Below are 16,718 nucleotides of genomic sequence, written 5' to 3'. Positions count from 1 at the left end.
GTCGCGCGTCGCGCGTCGAGCCGGCGCGCGACGCGCCGCAAAAGTGCGCCGGACGCCGAGGAGCGATAGACTCGAGGGGCTCGATGTCAACCCTGATGGACAACGCGAACACGACGGGCGCGGAGGTCGACGCCGCGGTGATCGAGGCGCTGCACGAGGCGTTCGAGAGCGGGGAGCTCGTGCTCTTCGTGGGGGGAGGCATCTCGGCCGCGGCCGGGCTGCCGACGTGGCGCCAGCTCGTCGATCTGCTCGTCGAGAGGGTGCGCGAGCAGGTCGGCGACGACGTCGTGACCGCCGAGGTCGCGGCGCTCGCGCGATCGCAGCGCTACAGCGAGGCGCTCGGCGCGGCGGAGCACGCGCTCGGCGCGGCGGAGTTCAACGCCTTCGTCGAGGACGCGCTGGACGACGAGGGGCTCGATCCGCCGAGGATCGCGCTCGCGATCGCCGCGCTGCGGGACAAGCTGCGCGCGGTGCTCACGACGAACCTCAACCGCCTGCTCGAGCGCGCCTTCGGCGAGGACTGGGAGACCCTGTGGCGCGTCACCGACGACGTCGCGTGGCGCCGGCGCATCATCCTCAAGCTGCACGGCACGCTGAAGGAGCCGGCGAGCTGGGTCTTCGCGCGGGATCGCTTCCTCGCGTCGATCGCGGCCCCCGCCGTGCGCAGGTCGCTCACCGCCGTGCTCTCGAAGTGCCCTGTGCTCTTCATCGGCTTCGGGCGCGCCGACGGCAACTTCGACGAGATGCTGTCGGACATCCACGCGCTCTCGGGCAGCTCGCCGCCGCCCCGCTTCGTGATCGTCCCGAGCGCGAGCCTGACGCCTTACCGCCGCACGACGCTCGTCGACATGGGGTTTTTGCTCCTGCCGTACGACACGCCCGACGGCAGCCACGACAGGGCGCTCGACATCCTCGATCGCATGAGGGCCCCCCGCGCGCGCGGGGCGGCGACGGCGTCGCGCTCGTCGCGCTCGATCCTGCCGCCCCCGATCCCCGACCTGGAGCTGCCGCCGTCGTCGTCGCCGCTCGGCTTCCCGGCGTACGATCTCCCGCCGGACTCGGCCGGCTACGACGACACGGCCACGATGCCCGGGGCGCTCGGCGCGCCGCGGCGCGACCGCGCGTCCGAGCCGCCGGCGAGCCCGATCGAGGTGTTCTTCTCGTACTCGGAGAGCAACCGCGAGCTGCGCGACAAGCTCGAGACGCACCTGGCGATCCTCAAGAGGAAGGGCGTCATCCGCGGCTGGCACGACGGCGAGATCGGCGCCGGCGAGGAGCGCGACCAGGCGCTCGCCGATCACCTCGAGACCGCGAGGGTCATCCTGCTGCTCATCAGCGCGGATTTCCTCGCGTCGGACTTCTGTTACGACGTCGAGATGCAGAAGGCGATCGAGCGCCACGAGCGGGGTGAGGCGCGCGTCATCCCGGTCATCCTCGACGCCTGCGACTGGGAGGGCGCGCCGTTCGGCAAGCTGGCCAGCCTGCCGCGGGGCGGGCGCCCCGTGACGAGCTGGGTCAATCAGAGCGAGGCCTTCACCGACATCGCCAAGGGGATCCGAAAGCAGGTCGAGCAGCTCACCCAAAACCCCCCGTAGGCTCACCGACGACCGGCGCCCAGCCGGTGAGCCAATCGGAGGTGCCACCGCCGCCCGGGATCGTCAGCCTCCCGGCGTGGAGCAGCCGGAACCTCGCCGCGCGCGAGGATCTGCTCGCCGAGATCGGCGCCGCGCTCGCGAAGCGCGGCGTGGCGCCGCTCTGCGGGCTCGGCGGCACCGGCAAGACAAAGCTGGCGATCGAGTACGCGTACCGCAACGTCGGCGCCTACGACATCGTCTTCATGATCGACGGCCAGAGCCCGGCGACGATGGACGCCGCGTTCGTCGCGCTCGCCGCAGAGATGCGGCTGCCCGAGCACGAGCTGTCGGATCCGGCCCGCGCCGTCGCGGCGGTGCGCAGCAGGCTCGGCCGCCGCGGGCGCTGGCTCCTCCTGTTCGACGGCGTGCGCGATCCGGTCGAGGTCGAGCCCTACCTCCCGAGCGCCTCGCAGGGCGGCCACGTGATCGCGACGTCGCAGAACCCGATATGGCGCGGGCTCACGACGGTGAACGTCCGCGGCATCGAGCGCGCCGAGTCGGTGAGCTTCCTGCTCCGGCGCACCGGCGAGACCGACGCCGAGGCGGCCGACGCGCTCGCGGAAGAGCTCGGCGATCTGCCGCTCGCGCTGGCGCAGGCCGGCGCGTACATCGAGGAGACGGGGCGCCCGCTCGCGGAGTACCTCGCGCTGTTCCGCCAGCGCCCGGCCGCGCTCCTGGAGCGCCCGGTCAGCTTCCCGGTGACGGTCGCGACTGCGTGGGAGAGCGCGCTCGCCGCCGTGTTCAGCCACCAGGCCGCGGCGGAGCTCCTCAGCCTCTGCTCGTTCCTGCCGATGGACGCGATCCCGCGGCGGTCGCTCGGCGAGTACGACCCGCTCGCGCTCGACGACGCGATCGCGGTGCTGCGGCTGCACTCGCTGATCGAGGTGCGGCCGCAGACGCTCAGCGTCCACCGCCTCGTGAAGATCGTCGTCCGCAACCAGCTGCGACGGGACGACCGTCGACAATGGATGGAAGCGGCGCGCCGCATCGTCCAGGCTTCCGGCAGGTTCTCCCCCGGCACGGAAGAGGAACGCGAAGGTAGGACGGAGCCGGATTCGGGGTAAGGCACACCCCATGAAGAGGATGGAGGTTCGACCCACATGTATCCGCCGAGAGCGTCATATGCCGTCTCTTCCTGGGTCTTTCCCGACCGCGTATTCTCGTTGCGCTTCAGGTCCGTCGTGAGACCTTAAGGCCCGCGAGAGGAACTATGGTTGCCTTGGCGACGAGCCCCGCCGACGTGTTCTTCTCCTACTCCCCGAGGGACGAGGACCTACGGCCCAAGCTCGAGACCCACCTCGACGCGCTCAAGCGGCAAGGGGTCATCCGGACGTATCAGGGCTTCGCGCTCGGCGGTGGCAGGGAGCGGCGCGAGGCGATCGCGGCGAGGCTGCGCGAGGCGCGGGTGGTGTTGCTGCTCGTGAGCGCGGATTTCCTCTCCGCCGACGCGTGGCTCACGCCGGAGATCCGGGAGGCGATCGCCCGGCACGACGCGGGTGAGTGCCGGGTCATCCCCGTCATCCTGCGCCCCTGCGCGTGGGAGAAGACGCTGCTCGGCGAGCTGCAGCCGCTGCCGAACCGCGCGCGGCCCGTGACGAGCTACCCCAACCAGAGCGAGGCGTTCACCGAGATCGCGAAGGGGATCCGGAGCGCCGTCCGCGAGACGGAGCCGCCGACGCAGAGGCCGGTCGCTCGCAGGCCGTCGAGCTCGCCCGACGCCGAGCCGCACATCAAGAAGCTGCCGCCGCGCAACCCGAGCTTCACCGGGCGCGACCGTCTCCTCGACGAGCTGCGCAGCGCGCTCACCACGGGCGGACCGGCGGCGCTCACGCAGGCGATCAGCGGCCTCGGCGGGATCGGCAAGACGCAGCTCGCCGCGGAGTACGCGCACCGGTACGCGAGCCAGTACAACGTCGTCTGGTGGGTCCGCGCCGAGGAGCCGGCGACGGCGGCCGAGGACTTCGCCCGCCTCGCCGCGGCGCTCGACCTGCCGGAGCAGAACGAGGCCGACCAGCGGATCGCGATCGAGGCGGTCCGCGCGTGGCTGTCGCGCAACGACAGGTGGCTGCTCGTCTTCGACAACGTGAACGACCCGAAGGACGTGGCGCCGTACCTCCCGCACCCGCGCACCGGCCACATCCTCATCACCTCGCGCAACCCGAGCTTCCGCGGCATCGCCACGCCGCTCACCGTGCCGGCGCTCGATCGCGCCGACTCGGTGAAGTTCCTGCTCGGTCGGACGGGGCAGAGCGACGAGCGCGCCGCGGAGAAGCTCGCCGAGACGCTCGGCGATCTGCCGCTCGCGCTGGTGCAGGCGGCGGCGACCATCAAGGAGACGAGGTCGTCCATCGCGACCTACCACGCGGCCTTCGGCGATCACCAGCGCGAGCTGTTGCTCCGGGGCGTGCCGATGGACTACCCGACGCCGGTCGCCACCACCTGGGGCCTCGCCTTCCAGGAGGCGCAGCGCTTCTCGCCCGTCGCCGTCGATCTCCTCAGCCTGTGCGCGTTCCTCGCGCCCGACGACATCCCCCGCGAGGGCCTCGCCGACGCCGCGCCGCACCTGCCGCCGGCGCTCGCGGAGGCGCTGAGCGACCCGCTGATGCTCGACGAGGCGGTCGCCGCGCTCCGCCGCTACTCGTTCATCGACGTGCACGAGGGCGCGCTCTCGGTGCACCGGCTCGTGCAGGCCGTGGTCCGCGATCGCCTCGCGCCCGAGGACCGGCGGATATGGGCCGAGGCCGCCGTCCGCCTCGTCGAGCACGCGTTCCCCGAGAGCAGCGACGACGTGGAGACGTGGCCGTTCTGCGCCCGCTGGCTGCCGCACGCGCTCGCCGCCGCGAGCCAGGCGGAGGCCCACGACGTCGCGAGGGAGGTGCGCGGGCGGCTCCTCGCCAGGTTCGCCGTGTACCTGCAAGGGCGCGCGGCGTTCGCGGAGGCGAAAGGGTACCTGGAGCGGGCCCTCGCGCTGCACGAGGCGGTGTTCGGCCCCGACGATCCGAAGGTGGCGGCCGTGCTGCGCAGCCTCGGCAGCGTCCTCCACGATCTGGGCGACCTCGGCGGCGCGCGGGCCCACCTGGAGCGCGCGCTGGCGATCGACATCGCGAGCGTCGGCCCCGATCACCCGGACGTCGCGCGCGACGTGAACGACCTCGGCAGCGTGCTCATGGATCAGGGCGATCTGCCCGGCGCGCGCAAGCACCTGGAGCGCGCCCTCGCCATCGACGAGGCGACGTACGGCCCCGACGACCCGAGCGTCGCGATACGGCTCAACAACCTGGGCGCGCTCTTCCGCGATCTCGGCGACTTCGCGGGCGCGCGCGTGCACCTGGAGCGCGCGCTGGCGATCGACATCCGCGCCTACGGGACGGACCACCCGACCGTCGCGATCGGCCGCACGAACCTCGGCCGGCTCCTCCACGATCTCGGCGACCTGAAGGGCGCGCGCGAGCAGTTCGAGGAGGCGCTCAAGATCGACGAGCACAGCTACGGCTGCTACCACCCGCGCTTCGCGCTGGCGCTGAACAACCGCGGGCGCGTGCTGCGCGATCTCGGCGACCTGGCCGGGGCGCGCGCCGACTTCGAGCGCGCGCTCGCGATCGTCGAGGACACGTACGGCCCGGATCACCCGGACGTCGCGCGGGACATCAACAACCTCGGCAGCGTGCTGCGCGATCTGGGCGACCTGGAGGGCGCGCGGGCGAACTTCGCGCGCGTGCTGAAGATCGCCGAGGCGACGTACGGACCGGACCACCCGGCGGTGGCGATCGGCTGCAACAACCTCGGCAGCGTGCTGCAGGCGCTCGGCGAGCTGCCCGGCGCGCGCGAGCAGCTCGAGCGGGCGCTCGGCATCGCGCAGGCGACGTACGGTCCGGATCACCCGGTCGTGGCGAGCATCGTGAACAACCTCGGCCGCGTGCTGCAGGCGCTCGGCGATCTCTCGGGCGCGTGGCAGCAGATCGAGCGCGCCGTGGCGATCGCCACGAAGGCGCTCGGGCCGACGCACCCGTCCGTCCAGATCTTCTCGCGGAACCTCGCGCGCCTCGGCGACGCGCTCGGCGGCGGCGCCGAGGCGACCTGAGCGCTCGCGGGCCAAGGGCGGAGGTGACCTGGGCGCCCGCGTAGAGCGCGCGGAGGCGACCTGGGCGCCCGCGGAGAGTTCGCGAGGCGCTCGCGCCAGCGTCGGTTCAGCGGGGCGGGCAGGGCGGGGGAGTCGACGCCGGGAGAGGCCCCGGCGTCGACTGCGTGTCGGCTGGCTTCGCGCGAGGAAGTGAAGGCTAGCCGATCAGGATCTGCGTCGGGTGCTCGAGGAGCTGGCGCAGCACCTTGAGGAAGGTCGCGCCGACGGCGCCATCGACGACGCGGTGATCGCAGGAGAGCGTCATGCTCATGCGCCGGCCGGGCACGACCTGCTCGCCGCGCACGACGGGCTCGCGGCGGACCTGGCCCACGGCGAGGATCGCCCCCTCGGGCGGGTTGATGACCGCGCCGAAGTTGTCGATCCCGTACATGCCGAGGTTCGAGATCGAGAACGTGCCGTTCGCCATCTCCTCGGGCCGCAGCTTCTTCGCCTTGGCGCGCCCCGCGAGCTCGCGCACCTCGGCGGCGATCTCGAGCACCTGCTTGCGGTCCACGTTGCGCACCACCGGCGTGACGAGCCCCTCGGGGACGGCGACCGCCACCGAGATGTCGACGCGCCGGTGAACGAGGATCGCGTCCGAGGTGAACTGCGCGTTGCACTCCGGGACGCGAACGAGCGCGATCGCACACGCCTTGACGAGGAGGTCGTTGAAGCTGACCTTCGCCGGCTTCTCGCCCTCGCCGGCGGTCGCCGCGAGATCCGCGTTGATCTGCTCGCGCAGCGCGTTCAGCGGGTCGGCGTCGACGTCGATCGAGAGGTAGAAGTGCGGGACCGTCTGCTTGGACTCGGTGAGGCGCCGGGCGATCGCCTTGCGCATCATGCTGAGCGGTCGCACCTCCGGCGCGGCGAGCTCGCCCGGCGCGGTCGCCGCAGGCGCGGCCGCCGCCGCCGGCTTGAGCCCCTCGAGGTCGCGGGCGACGATGCGCCCGCCCGGACCCGTGCCAGCGACGTTGCTCAGGTCGAGCCCGCGCTCGCGGCCGAGCTTGCGCACGTAGGGCGACGCCTTCACGCGCCCCCCGGACGACGGCTGCGGCGCCGCCGGCTGCGTGGGCGGCGAGACCGCTTCGCCTCGCGCCGCGGGCGGCGCGGTCGTCGCGGGCGCGTCGCCGCTCGGCGCCGCGGCGGCGGCCGCCTCCGGGGCGCGCTCCCCCTTCGGTTGAGGCTCCGGCGCGCTCTGCTTCTGCGCCGGAGCGCCGCCGCCCCCGGCGAGGTTGCTTACGTCCTCGCCCGGGGCGCCGATGATCGCGACAGGCTGGCCGAGCTGAACCACGCTGCCCGCAGGCACGAGGATCTTGAGCAAAGTCCCTCGATCGAAGGACTTGTACTCCATGGTCGCCTTGTCGGTCTCGACCTCTGCGAGCAGATCGTCGATGTCGATCGTGTCGCCTTCCTTCTTGTGCCAGGCACTGATCTGCCCCTCCTCCATGGTCGGGGACAGCTTCGGCAGTTCCAGAACCTTCGCCATGGGTCTATCAACCTTGATCGGGGATGTGCGTCCGCTCAGTCAGCTTTTGTAGAGAACGCGGTGAACGTTTTCGATGATCCGCGCCGCCTGCGGGATCACGTACTGCTCCAGCCGTGCGTTGTAGGGCATCGGGACGTCGAGCGTCGTCGCGCGCAGCACGGGCGCGTCGAGCTCGTCGAACGCGAGCCGCTGGATGCGATCGGCGATCTCCGCGCCGACGCCGCCGTACGGCCAGCCCTCGTGCGCCACGACCGCGCGGTGCGTCTTCGTGACGCTCCGCACGATGGCCTCCTCGTCGAGCGGGCGCAGCGATCGCAGGTCCACGACCTCGGCGCTGATCCCCTCCTTCTCGAGCTCGGCGGCCGCCTCGAGTGACACGTGCACCATGCGGCTCCACGAGATGATCGAGACGTCCGTCCCCTCGCGCACGATCGAGGCGACCCCGAGCGGCACGGTGAAGTCGGGGTCGTCGGGCACCTCGCCCTTCACGCCGTAGAGCGTCTCGCTCTCCATGAAGAGCACCGGGTTGTCATCCCGGATGGCCGACTTGAGGAGCCCCTTCGCGTCCGCGGGCATCGCGGGCGCGAGCACCTTGAGGCCGGGGATGTGCGCGTAGAAGTGCTCCATCGAGTGCGAGTGCTGCGAGCCGACCTGGCGCGCCGAGCCGTTCGGCGCGCGCAGCACCAGCGGGATGTTGAGCTGCCCGCCGGACATCTGCCGGAGCTTCGCCGCGTTGTTGAGGATCTGATCGAACGCCACGGCGGAGAAGTTCCACGTCATGTACTCGACGATCGGCCGGAGCCCGACCATCGCGGCGCCGATCGAGATGCCGGTGAACCCGCTCTCGGTGATCGGCGCGTCGATGACGCGCTTCGGGCCGAACTTGTCGAGCATCCCCTCGGTCACCTTGTAGGCGCCCTGGTAGTGCCCGACCTCCTCGCCGACGAGGTACACCCGCTCGTCGCGCTCCATCTCCTCGATCATGGCGGCGCGAACCGCCTCCCGGAATCTTAGGACGGTCATCGCGCAAAAGGTCCTGCATAGGTTGTGGGCTCGAGCACCTCGGGCCCGGGTTCGGGGCTCTCCTCGGCGAAGCGGACCGCATCGGCGATCTCCTCTTCCACCTCTCTCTCGATCGCCTCGAGGGCCGCCTTGTGCCCCTTCTCCTCGAGCTCGACGCGCGATCGCAGGAGCACGTCCTTCCTCTTTCGCTCCTCGAGCTCCTCCTTCGTCCGGTACTTGCCCGGATCGCTCATCGAGTGGCCGCGGAAGCGGTACGTCCTGATCTCGACGAGCGTCGGCTCCGAGTTCGTGCGCGCCCGCGCGATCGCCTCGCCGAGGCGGTCGCGCACCTGGAGCACGTGCTCGGAGTTGAAGCGGTCGCGCTCCATCCCGTAGGCGAGCGCCTTCTGCGAGACGTCCTCGACCGAGAGAGTCCGGGAGAGCGGCGTCCCCATCGCGTACTCGTTGTTCTCGCAGACGAACACGATCGGCAGCTTCCAGAGCGCCGCGAGCGACATGCCCTCGTGGAAGTCGCCGATGCTCACGGCGCCCTCGCCGAAGAAGACCATCGAGACCCGGTCCTCGCCGCGGTACTTCGACGCGAACGCGGTCCCGACGGCGATCGGGATGTGACCGCCGACGATGCCGTAGCCGCCGAGCATGTTGTGCTCCTTGTCGAAGAAGTGCATCGAGCCGCCGAGCCCCTTCGAGCACCCGGTGACCTTGCCGTAGAGCTCGGCCATCGCGGCGCGCGCGCTCATGCCGCGCGCGAGCGCGAGGCCGTGATCGCGGTAGGTCGTCATCACGTAGTCATCGGGGCGGAGCGCCGCGACCGCGCCGACGGCGATGGGCTCCTGACCGATGTACAGATGAAGGAACCCACCGATCTTGCTCTGCGCGTAAGCGCGGGCCGCTTCTTCCTCGAAGCGGCGTATCTGGAACATCTTTCGGTAGAGCGACAGATGGAGATCGTCGCCGTTGGTCTGGGTAGTCATCGCGGAGATCTCAGGGGGCAAGACAGCACTTCAGTCGGTCACCTGCGCAGCGGTCGGCGTGATGAGGGCGCTCCGCCGGTGCCCGCGAGGGCACAGGCGAGGCGCTGGGCATCGGCCGTTCCGGACAGCGACGGCGCTTACTCAGGCTCCTTTAGGGGAGTTTTTACCTCGTGACAACGCATCCGCGCTCTCTGCCGTTCAACGCGCGGCAGCATCGGCCGCTCCGGCGTCGGGCGCGCCCGGCTCGTTGCTCTCCAGCGCGCCGGGATCGTTGGTCTCCGGCGCGCCCGGCTCGTCGGTCTCCGGCGCGCCGATGTCGGTCGGCTCCGGCGTCCCCGCGTCCCCGGCCTTCTCCTGCTCCTCGTCTTCCGGGATGGCGACCGACGCGGGCCGGCTCGGCGCGCTGCCCGCCGGGCTCGCGCCGGGCTCCGCGCTGCCCGTCGCGCGCGGCGCGGGCGCGGCGGTCTCCCCGGGCTCGTGCTTCGATCGCGCGGGCCGCGCCGACGGGGCGGCGCGCGGCCGCGGCGCCGACGGCTCGGCCTCGGCCGCGGACGACGCGGCCGGCGCCGTCTCCGCGGGGGGCGCCTCGGCCGGCGCGTCGGTCGGGCGCATCGCCGTGCGGACGAGCAGCATCGCCGTCGCCGCGACGACGGCGGCGCCGAGGACGATCTGCCCCGTCTTCCGCTCGCGGGGCGGGAAGTCGTTGTCGAGCGGGTCGGCGCGCAGCGCGCCCGGCTCCGTCGCCAGCGCCGCGGGCGCGGCGATGGGCGGCTCCAGCGTGCGCCTCGGCATCTGGCTGGACGCGGCCCACTCGAGGCTGTCGGCGAACGCGGCGCCGAACGCGTCGCAGCTCGGGAACCGGTCCTCGGGGCGCTTCGACAGGCCGCGCGCGAGCACCAGATCGAGCGCCGACGGCACGCCGAGCTCCCGCGCGATCGGCGGCGGCTCGTCGCTCGCGATCTTCGACGCGACCGAGACCGCGTCGTCGCCCGGGAACGCGCGCTTGCCGGAGATCGCCTCGTACATGACGGCGGCCAGCGAGAACTGATCGCTCTCGGGCGAGAACTTCCCCGCGCGGAACGTCTCCGGCGCGCTGTACGCGGGCGTCCCCATCAGCCCACCCTGGTGCGTCAGCGTCGAGTCCGGGATGCGGGCGATGCCGAAGTCGGCGATCTTGCCGCCCTGCGCGGAGAGGATGATGTTCTCCGGCTTGATGTCGCGGTGGACCACGCCCGCCCGGTGCGCGATCGTGAGCGCCTCGCCGAGCTCGCGCGCGAGGCGCGCCGCCTGCGCCGCCGAGAGCGGGCGCTCGAGGAGCTGCTGCTTCAACGTCGGCCCCTCGACGTACTCGAACACGAGGTAGAGCCCGAAGTCCGGATCCTCGCCGACGTCGTGCAGCGTGACGAGGTTCGGGTGCGTCACGCGGGCCGCGGCGCGCGCCTCGTGGCGCATGCGCACGACGAGCTGCTCGCGGACGTCGCGCGGGATGCGGAGGTCGTCGCGCAGGTGCTTCAGCGCGACGTCGCGATCGAGCAGCGGATCGTGCGCGAGCAGCACGCGCCCCATCGCCCCCTCGCCGAGCAGGCGCCGCACGTGGTAGCGGCCGAGGGCGGCGGGCAGCGCGGCGCAGTCGCTCGGCTGTCCGAGCGCGCCGCTGCCGCCATCGGGGGACGAGGATCCAGGCACGTCGCGTCGTTTCTATCCGTCCGGCGGCCCCGGCGGAAGGCCTGGCCGGCGTCCGGCTTCCGGTTATGCTCTGCCGCGGCGCGCTCCGGGTCGACGGGCGGCGCTCGAGGCTCTGCGGAGGCGGTTCCGCGAGCCCCGGCGGCACGCGGTACCCCAGGGAGGCGCAGCGAGCACAGATGAGCACCGAGAGCGCGTCAAAGCCGGCCCGGACTGCCGGAGCTACGAAGAAGCGAGGCAAGGCCAAGTACATCGTGCTCCTCGGCCTCGTGTTCTCCATCGTCCTCGCCCAGCAGACCGGGCTGCTCGGCTTCGGCCTGGCGCACCTCCGCGCCGCCACGTTCCCGAGGGACGAGTCGCTGCTCGAGTATGTCCACGGCAGCGCCCCCGGCGTGGTGATCGTCGACCCGCACCAGCTCGACCTGAAGGCGCTCGGCGCGGAGGGCGGCTCGGTGCGGCAGCACATCGAGCGCACCCGCGACGACGTCAAGAAGGCGACGGGCGTCGACCTCGGGTTCGACGTGGACAAGCTGATCCTCTCCCCGTCGCTCGTCGTCGCGCGCGGCCGCTTCGACGAGCAGAAGCTCGCGCAGCGGCTGGCGGAGCACAGCTACGTGCAGGCCGAGTACAAGGGCGTGAAGTACCTGCTCCGCGCCGGCGAGGATGCGATCGCCGTGCGACACGGATCGATCCTGCTGTACGGCGCCGAGGCCGACCTCCGGGCGAGCATCGACGCCGAGGAGGCCGGCACGTCGCTGGCGAGCCGGGAGGAGGCCACGTCGCGCCTCGCGCACATCGGCTGGGATCGCCCCGTGCTCGGCGTCGCCCTGCTGTCCGACAGCAAGCCGAGCCTCCGCGCGATCCTCACCGGCTCCACGGGCCCGCGAGCCGTCTCCTTCGGCGTCTCGACGAAGGGGGGGATCGCCGCGACCGTCGCGATCGACGCCGCGTCGGGCGACGCGGCCGAGGAGCTCCGGAAGCTCCTCGAGGAGAAGCGCGCGAGCGCCGACGCGCTGCAGGCGATCGCCGGCCCCGAGGCCGGGGCAGCGCTGGCCGAGGTCGCGAAGCGCGCGACGCTCACCGTGGATCAGGGGGCGGGCCGGCTCACGGTCCAGGTGGACGTGCGCCCGGAGGAGCTCGATGCGCTGGCCAGGGCCGGCCAGAAGGCGGCCGGCTCGCTCGGGGAGGCGTACAAGAACGTGCGGCTGCTCCAGCTCCTCGCGCCTGGCCCGTGACGCCGTCCGCCGCGGCGCGGCGCGCGCCCGGCTAGCGCTCGGCGCAGCGCGGGCACTGCGCCTCGACCCGATCGGTCGCGCTCTTGACGCGGGTGCGCGCGGCGCCGCACCGCTGGTCCGCGTCGCCGGCGAGCCCGCAGAGGTGCTGCGCGGCGCGGCTCATCGAGGCGAGCGCGCTGCACGCGGTCTCGCACGGCGTCGCGGCCACCTTGTCGGCTTCGGCCTTCTTGCTCGGGCGCTCGGCGCCGGCGGCCGTCGCCCGCGGCGCGCTGTCGGAAGTCGCCGGCGGCGCTGGCGCCGGCGAGGGCGTCGTCGCCGTGGCCGGCGGGGGCGCGGCCGGCGACGACGACTCCAGGACGATCCGCCCCTCGCGCCCGCCCGGCGCGCCGAGCACCCGGTCGAGCTCGCCCTCCGCGCGCTCCAGCGCCGCGAGCGCGTCCTCGGCCGTCCCGGGGGGCGGCTCCTCCTGCGGCGGCGTCATGGTCGCTCCGGCGGGCTCCGGCGCCATGGGCGCGGGCGCCTGCGCGGCGGCGCCCCCGCCGCAGCCGGAGAGCGCGACGACGGCGCCGATCCACAGGGGGGCGGCTGCGGCAGACCAAGCGTGGTGTCGGTTCATCGGTCCTCCTGCGCCTGACGCGCGGCGCGCGGCTTTCGGCTCATCGCCGCGCCGCGCAGCCCGCGCGCGCCGCGCGCGACGATCCTGCTCGCGGCGGGGCGCAGGTTGACGTCCGCTCCGTGCGCTATGCTCGCGGCGATGAATCTGCTTCGACCGATCGGCGCACTCGTTCTGGCTCTCGGACTGATCGCAGGCTGTCAGCGGAGCAGCTCGCGCCGGCCTCCGTCACAGCCGTCGTACGGCCAGGGCTACCCGCCGTACGGCGCGCCTCCGCAGGGCTACCCGCAGCAACCCGGGTACCCTCCGCCGCAGCAGCCCGGGTACCCGCCGCAGCAGCCCGGGTACCCGCCGCAGCAGCCCGGGTACCCTCCGGCGCAGACCGGGTCCGCTCCGGCGCCGACCTTCAACGTGCCGACGGTGCCCGGGCTGCCGGTGCTCGGCGATCCCATCAACGACATCAACCTCGCCTGGCTGCAGTCCGAGGCCGGCGTCGTGATGGGCGCGCTGATCGGCGCGCTGCCGTCGGCCGCGCAGCAGAAGGTGAGGGGCATCCCGTTCATCGCCGATCCCACCGTGGGCGAGGTGAACGCGTTCGCCGGCTGCGACGACCAGCGGATGCCGTTCATGGCGATCACCGACGGGCTGCTCGAGATCCAGGCGCAGATCGCGCAGTTCAAGGCGACGGACGAGATCTTCGGGACGAGGAAGCTCGACGAGTTCCTGCGGATGCTCGCGCAGCGGCAGCGGCCCGGGCAGCCGATCATCCGACCGCCGGCGGGCTTCATCGATCCGGCGCAGCACACGGATGCGCGCAAGGTCGAGCGGCAGCGCCAGCTCTACCACGAGCAGCTCGCGTTCGTGCTCGGCCACGAGCTCGGCCACCACCACCTCGGGCACACGGGGTGCGCGAACGGGCAGGGCGGGAGCCGCGGCGTCACGCCCGGGGATCTCGGGCGGCTCCTGTCGCGCGCGCTCCCTGTCTTCAACCAGCCGAACGAGATCGCGGCGGACGTCGCCGGCGTGAACAACCTGCTCAGCGCCGGCGTGCGGCGGCAGGGGTACCGGTGGACGGAGGGCGGCGCGATGCTCACGCTCGGCTTCTTCGCGTCGCTCGATCAGCTCACCCCCGCCGCGATCCTGTTCGCCTTCGAGCAGACGCACCCGCACCCGCTGCTGCGCCAGCCCGTCGTCCAGCAGACCGCCAACACCTGGCGGCTGACCGGCGGCGCGACCGGATTTCCGTTCCCCGGCCTCGGCGGCTGAGCCCCGGCATTTCTGCGTCCACGCGCGCTCGCGAGCGCTCGCCTGGGGGGCGCTCGCGCCGCTTCGGCTTGACGCGACCGCGCGGCGCTCCTCCCATCGCCGCCGCGAAAGGAGTCGACCATGCAAGAAGGGCTCGGGATCGAGGACATCAAGGAAGGCACGGGCGCCGAGGCCAAGCACGGCCAGCTCGTGACCGTGCACTACGTCGGCACGCTGACCAACGGCAACAAGTTCGACAGCTCGCGCGACCGCGGCCAGGGCTTCTCGTTCAAGCTGGGGGCCGGGCAGGTGATCAAGGGGTGGGATCAGGGCGTCGCCGGAATGAAGATCGGCGGCGTCCGCAAGCTGACCATCCCGCCGGAGCTCGGCTACGGCGCGCGCGGGTTCCCGCCCGTGATCCCGCCCAACTCGACCCTCCTCTTCGAGGTCGAGCTGCTCTCGGTCAAGTGATCGCCGCGCCGCCCCCGCGCCGCCGATGATCGCGCGCGTCGCCGTGCACGGCGACGCGAGCGATCGCGGCGGGCGTCTCGCCCGCCGTTCGGCTCACGGCTTGATGGGGGCGCCGCACTCCACGCAGAAGCGGTTGCCGATGAAGAGCTCGTGCTTGCAGTGCGCGCACCGCGCGACCCGCACCTCGGTCGGGCGCTTCGCGGGCTTCGCCGGCGGCGGCACCTCCTTCACCGGGGCCTTCGGGGCGGCTGCGACCGCGACGTAGCGGCCCGAGCCCGCGGCCGCGCGGGAGCGCCGGTCCGTGAACGGCACGGCGGCCATGCGCTGCGCCCTGCCCGCGGCGCCGTGGGCGTGGCTCCGCAGGCCGCCGTCCGCGATGGCGTGGAGCTGCTGCGCCGCGACGCGCTCGCCGTCCGACGCGGCGGCAGCCTCGAGATCGACCTCCTCGACGGGCGGCTGCCTCTCCCGGACCGACGCCGCCGGCGGGAGCGTCGCGCCGAACTCGTCGATGCGCTGGGGCCGGGTGTCCTCGAGCTCGACGCCGTCGATCGGCTCGTCGTCGAGCGCCTCGGGCTGGATGCGGACGATCAGCGCCGAGATGTTGTCGGTCCCGCCTGCCTCGTTGGCCATCGCGATGAGCAACTCGCAGGCCTCGTGCGGGTCCTGCGTGATGTCGAACACATCGAGGATCTGCTGCTCCGAGACCATCCCGCTCAGACCGTCGGAGCAGAGCAGGAAGACGTCGCCGGGCTGGATGCGCTCGGAGCGGATGTCGATCTTCACGGCGTCCTTCATGCCGAGCGCGCGCGTGATGATGTTCTTCGGGAGCCTCGCCAGCTCCTCCTGGCTCAGGTCGGGCTTGAGGGCGAGCGCGTCGTTGATGAGCGAGTGGTCCTTCGTGAGCTGCTCGATCTCGCCCTGCCGGATCCGGTAGCAGCGGCTGTCGCCCACGTGGCCGACGTGGATCTGCTCCGTGTCACACGACACGTAGGCGGCGACCACCGTCGAGCCCATGCCCTGGTGCTGGCTGTAGGTGTTCGAGATGACGAACACATCGTGGTTCGCCTTGCGGATCGCGGCGAGGACGCGCCGCGCTCCCGGGTCGAGATCCTGCTCGTCGGCCGGGACGGGGCCGGGCAGGACGCCGGACCGGGTCGCCTCGAAGAAGTTGTCGAGCGATCGGGTCGCGAGGGCGCTGGCGACGTTGCCCGCGTTGTGCCCACCCATGCCGTCGGCCACGACGAACAGGCCGAGCTCGGACTTCACGAGGACGTTGTCCTCGTTGTGCTTCCGCTGGCGTCCAACGTCGGTCACGGCAGCCGCGACGGGTCGGGTGCGGCTGCTCGTCCTGAACTCGCCCATTCGCGGCTGATTATACCTGCCCAGCCCTGCGGACCGCCCAGATTCCGGCTGCTCTACCGGTGGGCTGTCCCCCCGGCGCCCGATGCCTGGGCGGCGATCCTCCGAGACATACCGGCCGACGCGTGGGGCGTACGCGTGCCGCGGGGCACGGGATCCAGCGCGAGCCGCAGGCCCACCTGGAAGAACCCGTAGGGCGCAGCCCTGGAGCTCTCGCCGGGACGCGAGAGGTAGGTGCCAGCGTCGAGCTCGGCGAACAGCCCGACGCCGAGGGGCGACACGGGGTAGAAATCGGCGCCCAGGGCGATACGGGCGACGTCGAGCCCGTGGAACACATGGTCGGAGGTCGCCGGACTGGCCGCGGAGCCCTCCGACCAGGTGAGCACGGCCCTCCGGTACCCCACGCCGTAGCTGATCCAGGGGTCGATCGCGAGGCCCTGGGCGACGTGGTAGACGAGCCCGAGGCCCAGGTCGAGGCTCTGGCCGGAGCAGCCGTTGCACCCTCCCGCCGCGGAGAGCAGGGCGTAGGAGCCGCTCGCTTCGAGGACCGCGTCGCGGCTCAGGCCGATGCCGATGTTGGCGCCGAACGCGAGCCCCCCGGAGACCCGCTCGCTGACCGGCTGGCCGGCGGCCAGGCTGCCGAACGGCTGGCTGTAGCCGGCCCGCGCCTGGAGCAGGACGTGCCCGCTCCGCTCGTCAGGCCCCGCGGGGCGCTTCGTGCCGGCTTCCGGCCCGAGCTCCTCGTCCTCCTCGGCGGCGGTCGTCGTCCTTTGATCTGCCGGCTGGGCGAGGGCCTGGTTGGCCGAGAGCACCCAGCCCGCTGCCGCAACGCCGAGCGCCGGCGCGGTCCACCTTGTCGAGCGCGATCCCACGAA

General features: G+C 72.6%; 13 protein-coding genes. 6 read left to right on the top strand and 7 right to left on the bottom strand.

Going from position 1 to position 16,718, the window contains the following annotated elements:
- Nucleotides 1–83: 83 nt before the first annotated feature.
- The 3 genes from WMF24_RS19885 (at nt 84) to fxsT (ending at nt 5,715) form a co-directional block, all read left to right on the top strand.
- Nucleotides 84–1,595 (top strand): SIR2 family protein, encoded by a 1,512-nt coding sequence (locus tag WMF24_RS19885; RefSeq protein WP_437738008.1) that lies wholly within the window; start codon nt 84–86, stop codon nt 1,593–1,595.
- A 26-nt stretch (nt 1,596–1,621) separates the two neighbouring features.
- On the top strand, nt 1,622–2,698 hold the full coding sequence (locus WMF24_RS19880; protein ID WP_437738007.1) for an ATP/GTP-binding protein: 1,077 nt from the start codon (nt 1,622–1,624) through the stop codon (nt 2,696–2,698).
- Nucleotides 2,699–2,844: 146 nt separating this feature from the next.
- A complete protein-coding gene (gene fxsT / locus WMF24_RS19875; protein ID WP_437738006.1) occupies nt 2,845–5,715 on the top strand; it encodes an FxSxx-COOH system tetratricopeptide repeat protein in 2,871 nt (956 codons plus the stop codon).
- 196 nt (nt 5,716–5,911) lie between these two features.
- Here the strand turns inward: fxsT and WMF24_RS19870 are convergent, their stop codons facing one another.
- From WMF24_RS19870 to WMF24_RS19855, 4 genes are all read right to left on the bottom strand, one after another.
- Entirely contained in the window at nt 5,912–7,240 is a 1,329-nt protein-coding gene (locus tag WMF24_RS19870) for a pyruvate dehydrogenase complex dihydrolipoamide acetyltransferase (RefSeq protein WP_437738005.1), read from the bottom strand.
- A gap of 39 nt (nt 7,241–7,279) precedes the next feature.
- On the bottom strand, nt 7,280–8,263 hold the full coding sequence (locus tag WMF24_RS19865) for a pyruvate dehydrogenase complex E1 component subunit beta (RefSeq protein WP_437738004.1): 984 nt from the start codon (nt 8,261–8,263) through the stop codon (nt 7,280–7,282).
- Complete coding sequence (pdhA, locus tag WMF24_RS19860) at nt 8,260–9,237, bottom strand: pyruvate dehydrogenase (acetyl-transferring) E1 component subunit alpha (protein ID WP_437738003.1); 978 nt, start codon at nt 9,235–9,237, stop codon at nt 8,260–8,262. The genes WMF24_RS19865 and pdhA overlap by 4 nt, the downstream gene beginning before the upstream one ends.
- 198 nt (nt 9,238–9,435) lie before the next feature.
- A complete protein-coding gene (locus WMF24_RS19855) occupies nt 9,436–10,923 on the bottom strand; it encodes a protein kinase domain-containing protein (protein WP_437738002.1) in 1,488 nt (495 codons plus the stop codon).
- A gap of 176 nt (nt 10,924–11,099) precedes the next feature.
- On the opposite strand from WMF24_RS19855, the gene WMF24_RS19850 reads away from it, so the two are divergent.
- Complete coding sequence (locus tag WMF24_RS19850; RefSeq protein ID WP_437738001.1) at nt 11,100–12,155, top strand: hypothetical protein; 1,056 nt, start codon at nt 11,100–11,102, stop codon at nt 12,153–12,155.
- A 31-nt stretch (nt 12,156–12,186) separates the two neighbouring features.
- Here WMF24_RS19850 and WMF24_RS19845 read toward each other — a convergent pair whose 3' ends face one another.
- The gene (locus WMF24_RS19845; protein WP_437738000.1) at nt 12,187–12,771 is read right to left on the bottom strand and encodes a hypothetical protein; all 585 of its coding nucleotides are present in this window, start codon (nt 12,769–12,771) and stop codon (nt 12,187–12,189) included.
- A gap of 138 nt (nt 12,772–12,909) precedes the next feature.
- Here WMF24_RS19845 and WMF24_RS19840 point away from each other — a divergent pair, with 138 nt between their 5' ends.
- A complete protein-coding gene (locus WMF24_RS19840; RefSeq protein ID WP_437737999.1) occupies nt 12,910–14,034 on the top strand; it encodes a M48 family metalloprotease in 1,125 nt (374 codons plus the stop codon).
- A gap of 120 nt (nt 14,035–14,154) precedes the next feature.
- Nucleotides 14,155–14,484 carry an FKBP-type peptidyl-prolyl cis-trans isomerase gene (locus WMF24_RS19835; protein WP_437737998.1) on the top strand — a complete coding sequence of 110 codons (330 nt, stop codon included), beginning with the start codon at nt 14,155–14,157 and terminating at the stop codon, nt 14,482–14,484.
- A gap of 93 nt (nt 14,485–14,577) precedes the next feature.
- On the opposite strand, the gene WMF24_RS19830 is transcribed toward WMF24_RS19835, so the two are convergent.
- Both WMF24_RS19830 and WMF24_RS19825 read right to left on the bottom strand, forming a co-directional pair.
- Nucleotides 14,578–15,798: a Stp1/IreP family PP2C-type Ser/Thr phosphatase gene (locus WMF24_RS19830; protein WP_437737997.1), complete on the bottom strand. Its 1,221-nt coding sequence runs from the start codon at nt 15,796–15,798 to the stop codon at nt 14,578–14,580.
- Nucleotides 15,799–15,899: 101 nt separating this feature from the next.
- Nucleotides 15,900–16,715, bottom strand: a complete 816-nt coding sequence (locus tag WMF24_RS19825; RefSeq protein WP_437737996.1) for a hypothetical protein — start codon at nt 16,713–16,715, stop codon at nt 15,900–15,902.
- Between the last annotated feature and the right edge of the window lie 3 nt (nt 16,716–16,718).

Source organism: Sorangium sp. So ce1335, assembly GCF_051521615.1.
Classification (GTDB): Bacteria; Myxococcota_A; Polyangia; order Polyangiales; family Polyangiaceae; genus Sorangium.
The sequence above is the reverse complement of the archived record's forward strand: the minus strand, read 5'-3'. Positions and strand labels throughout refer to the sequence as shown.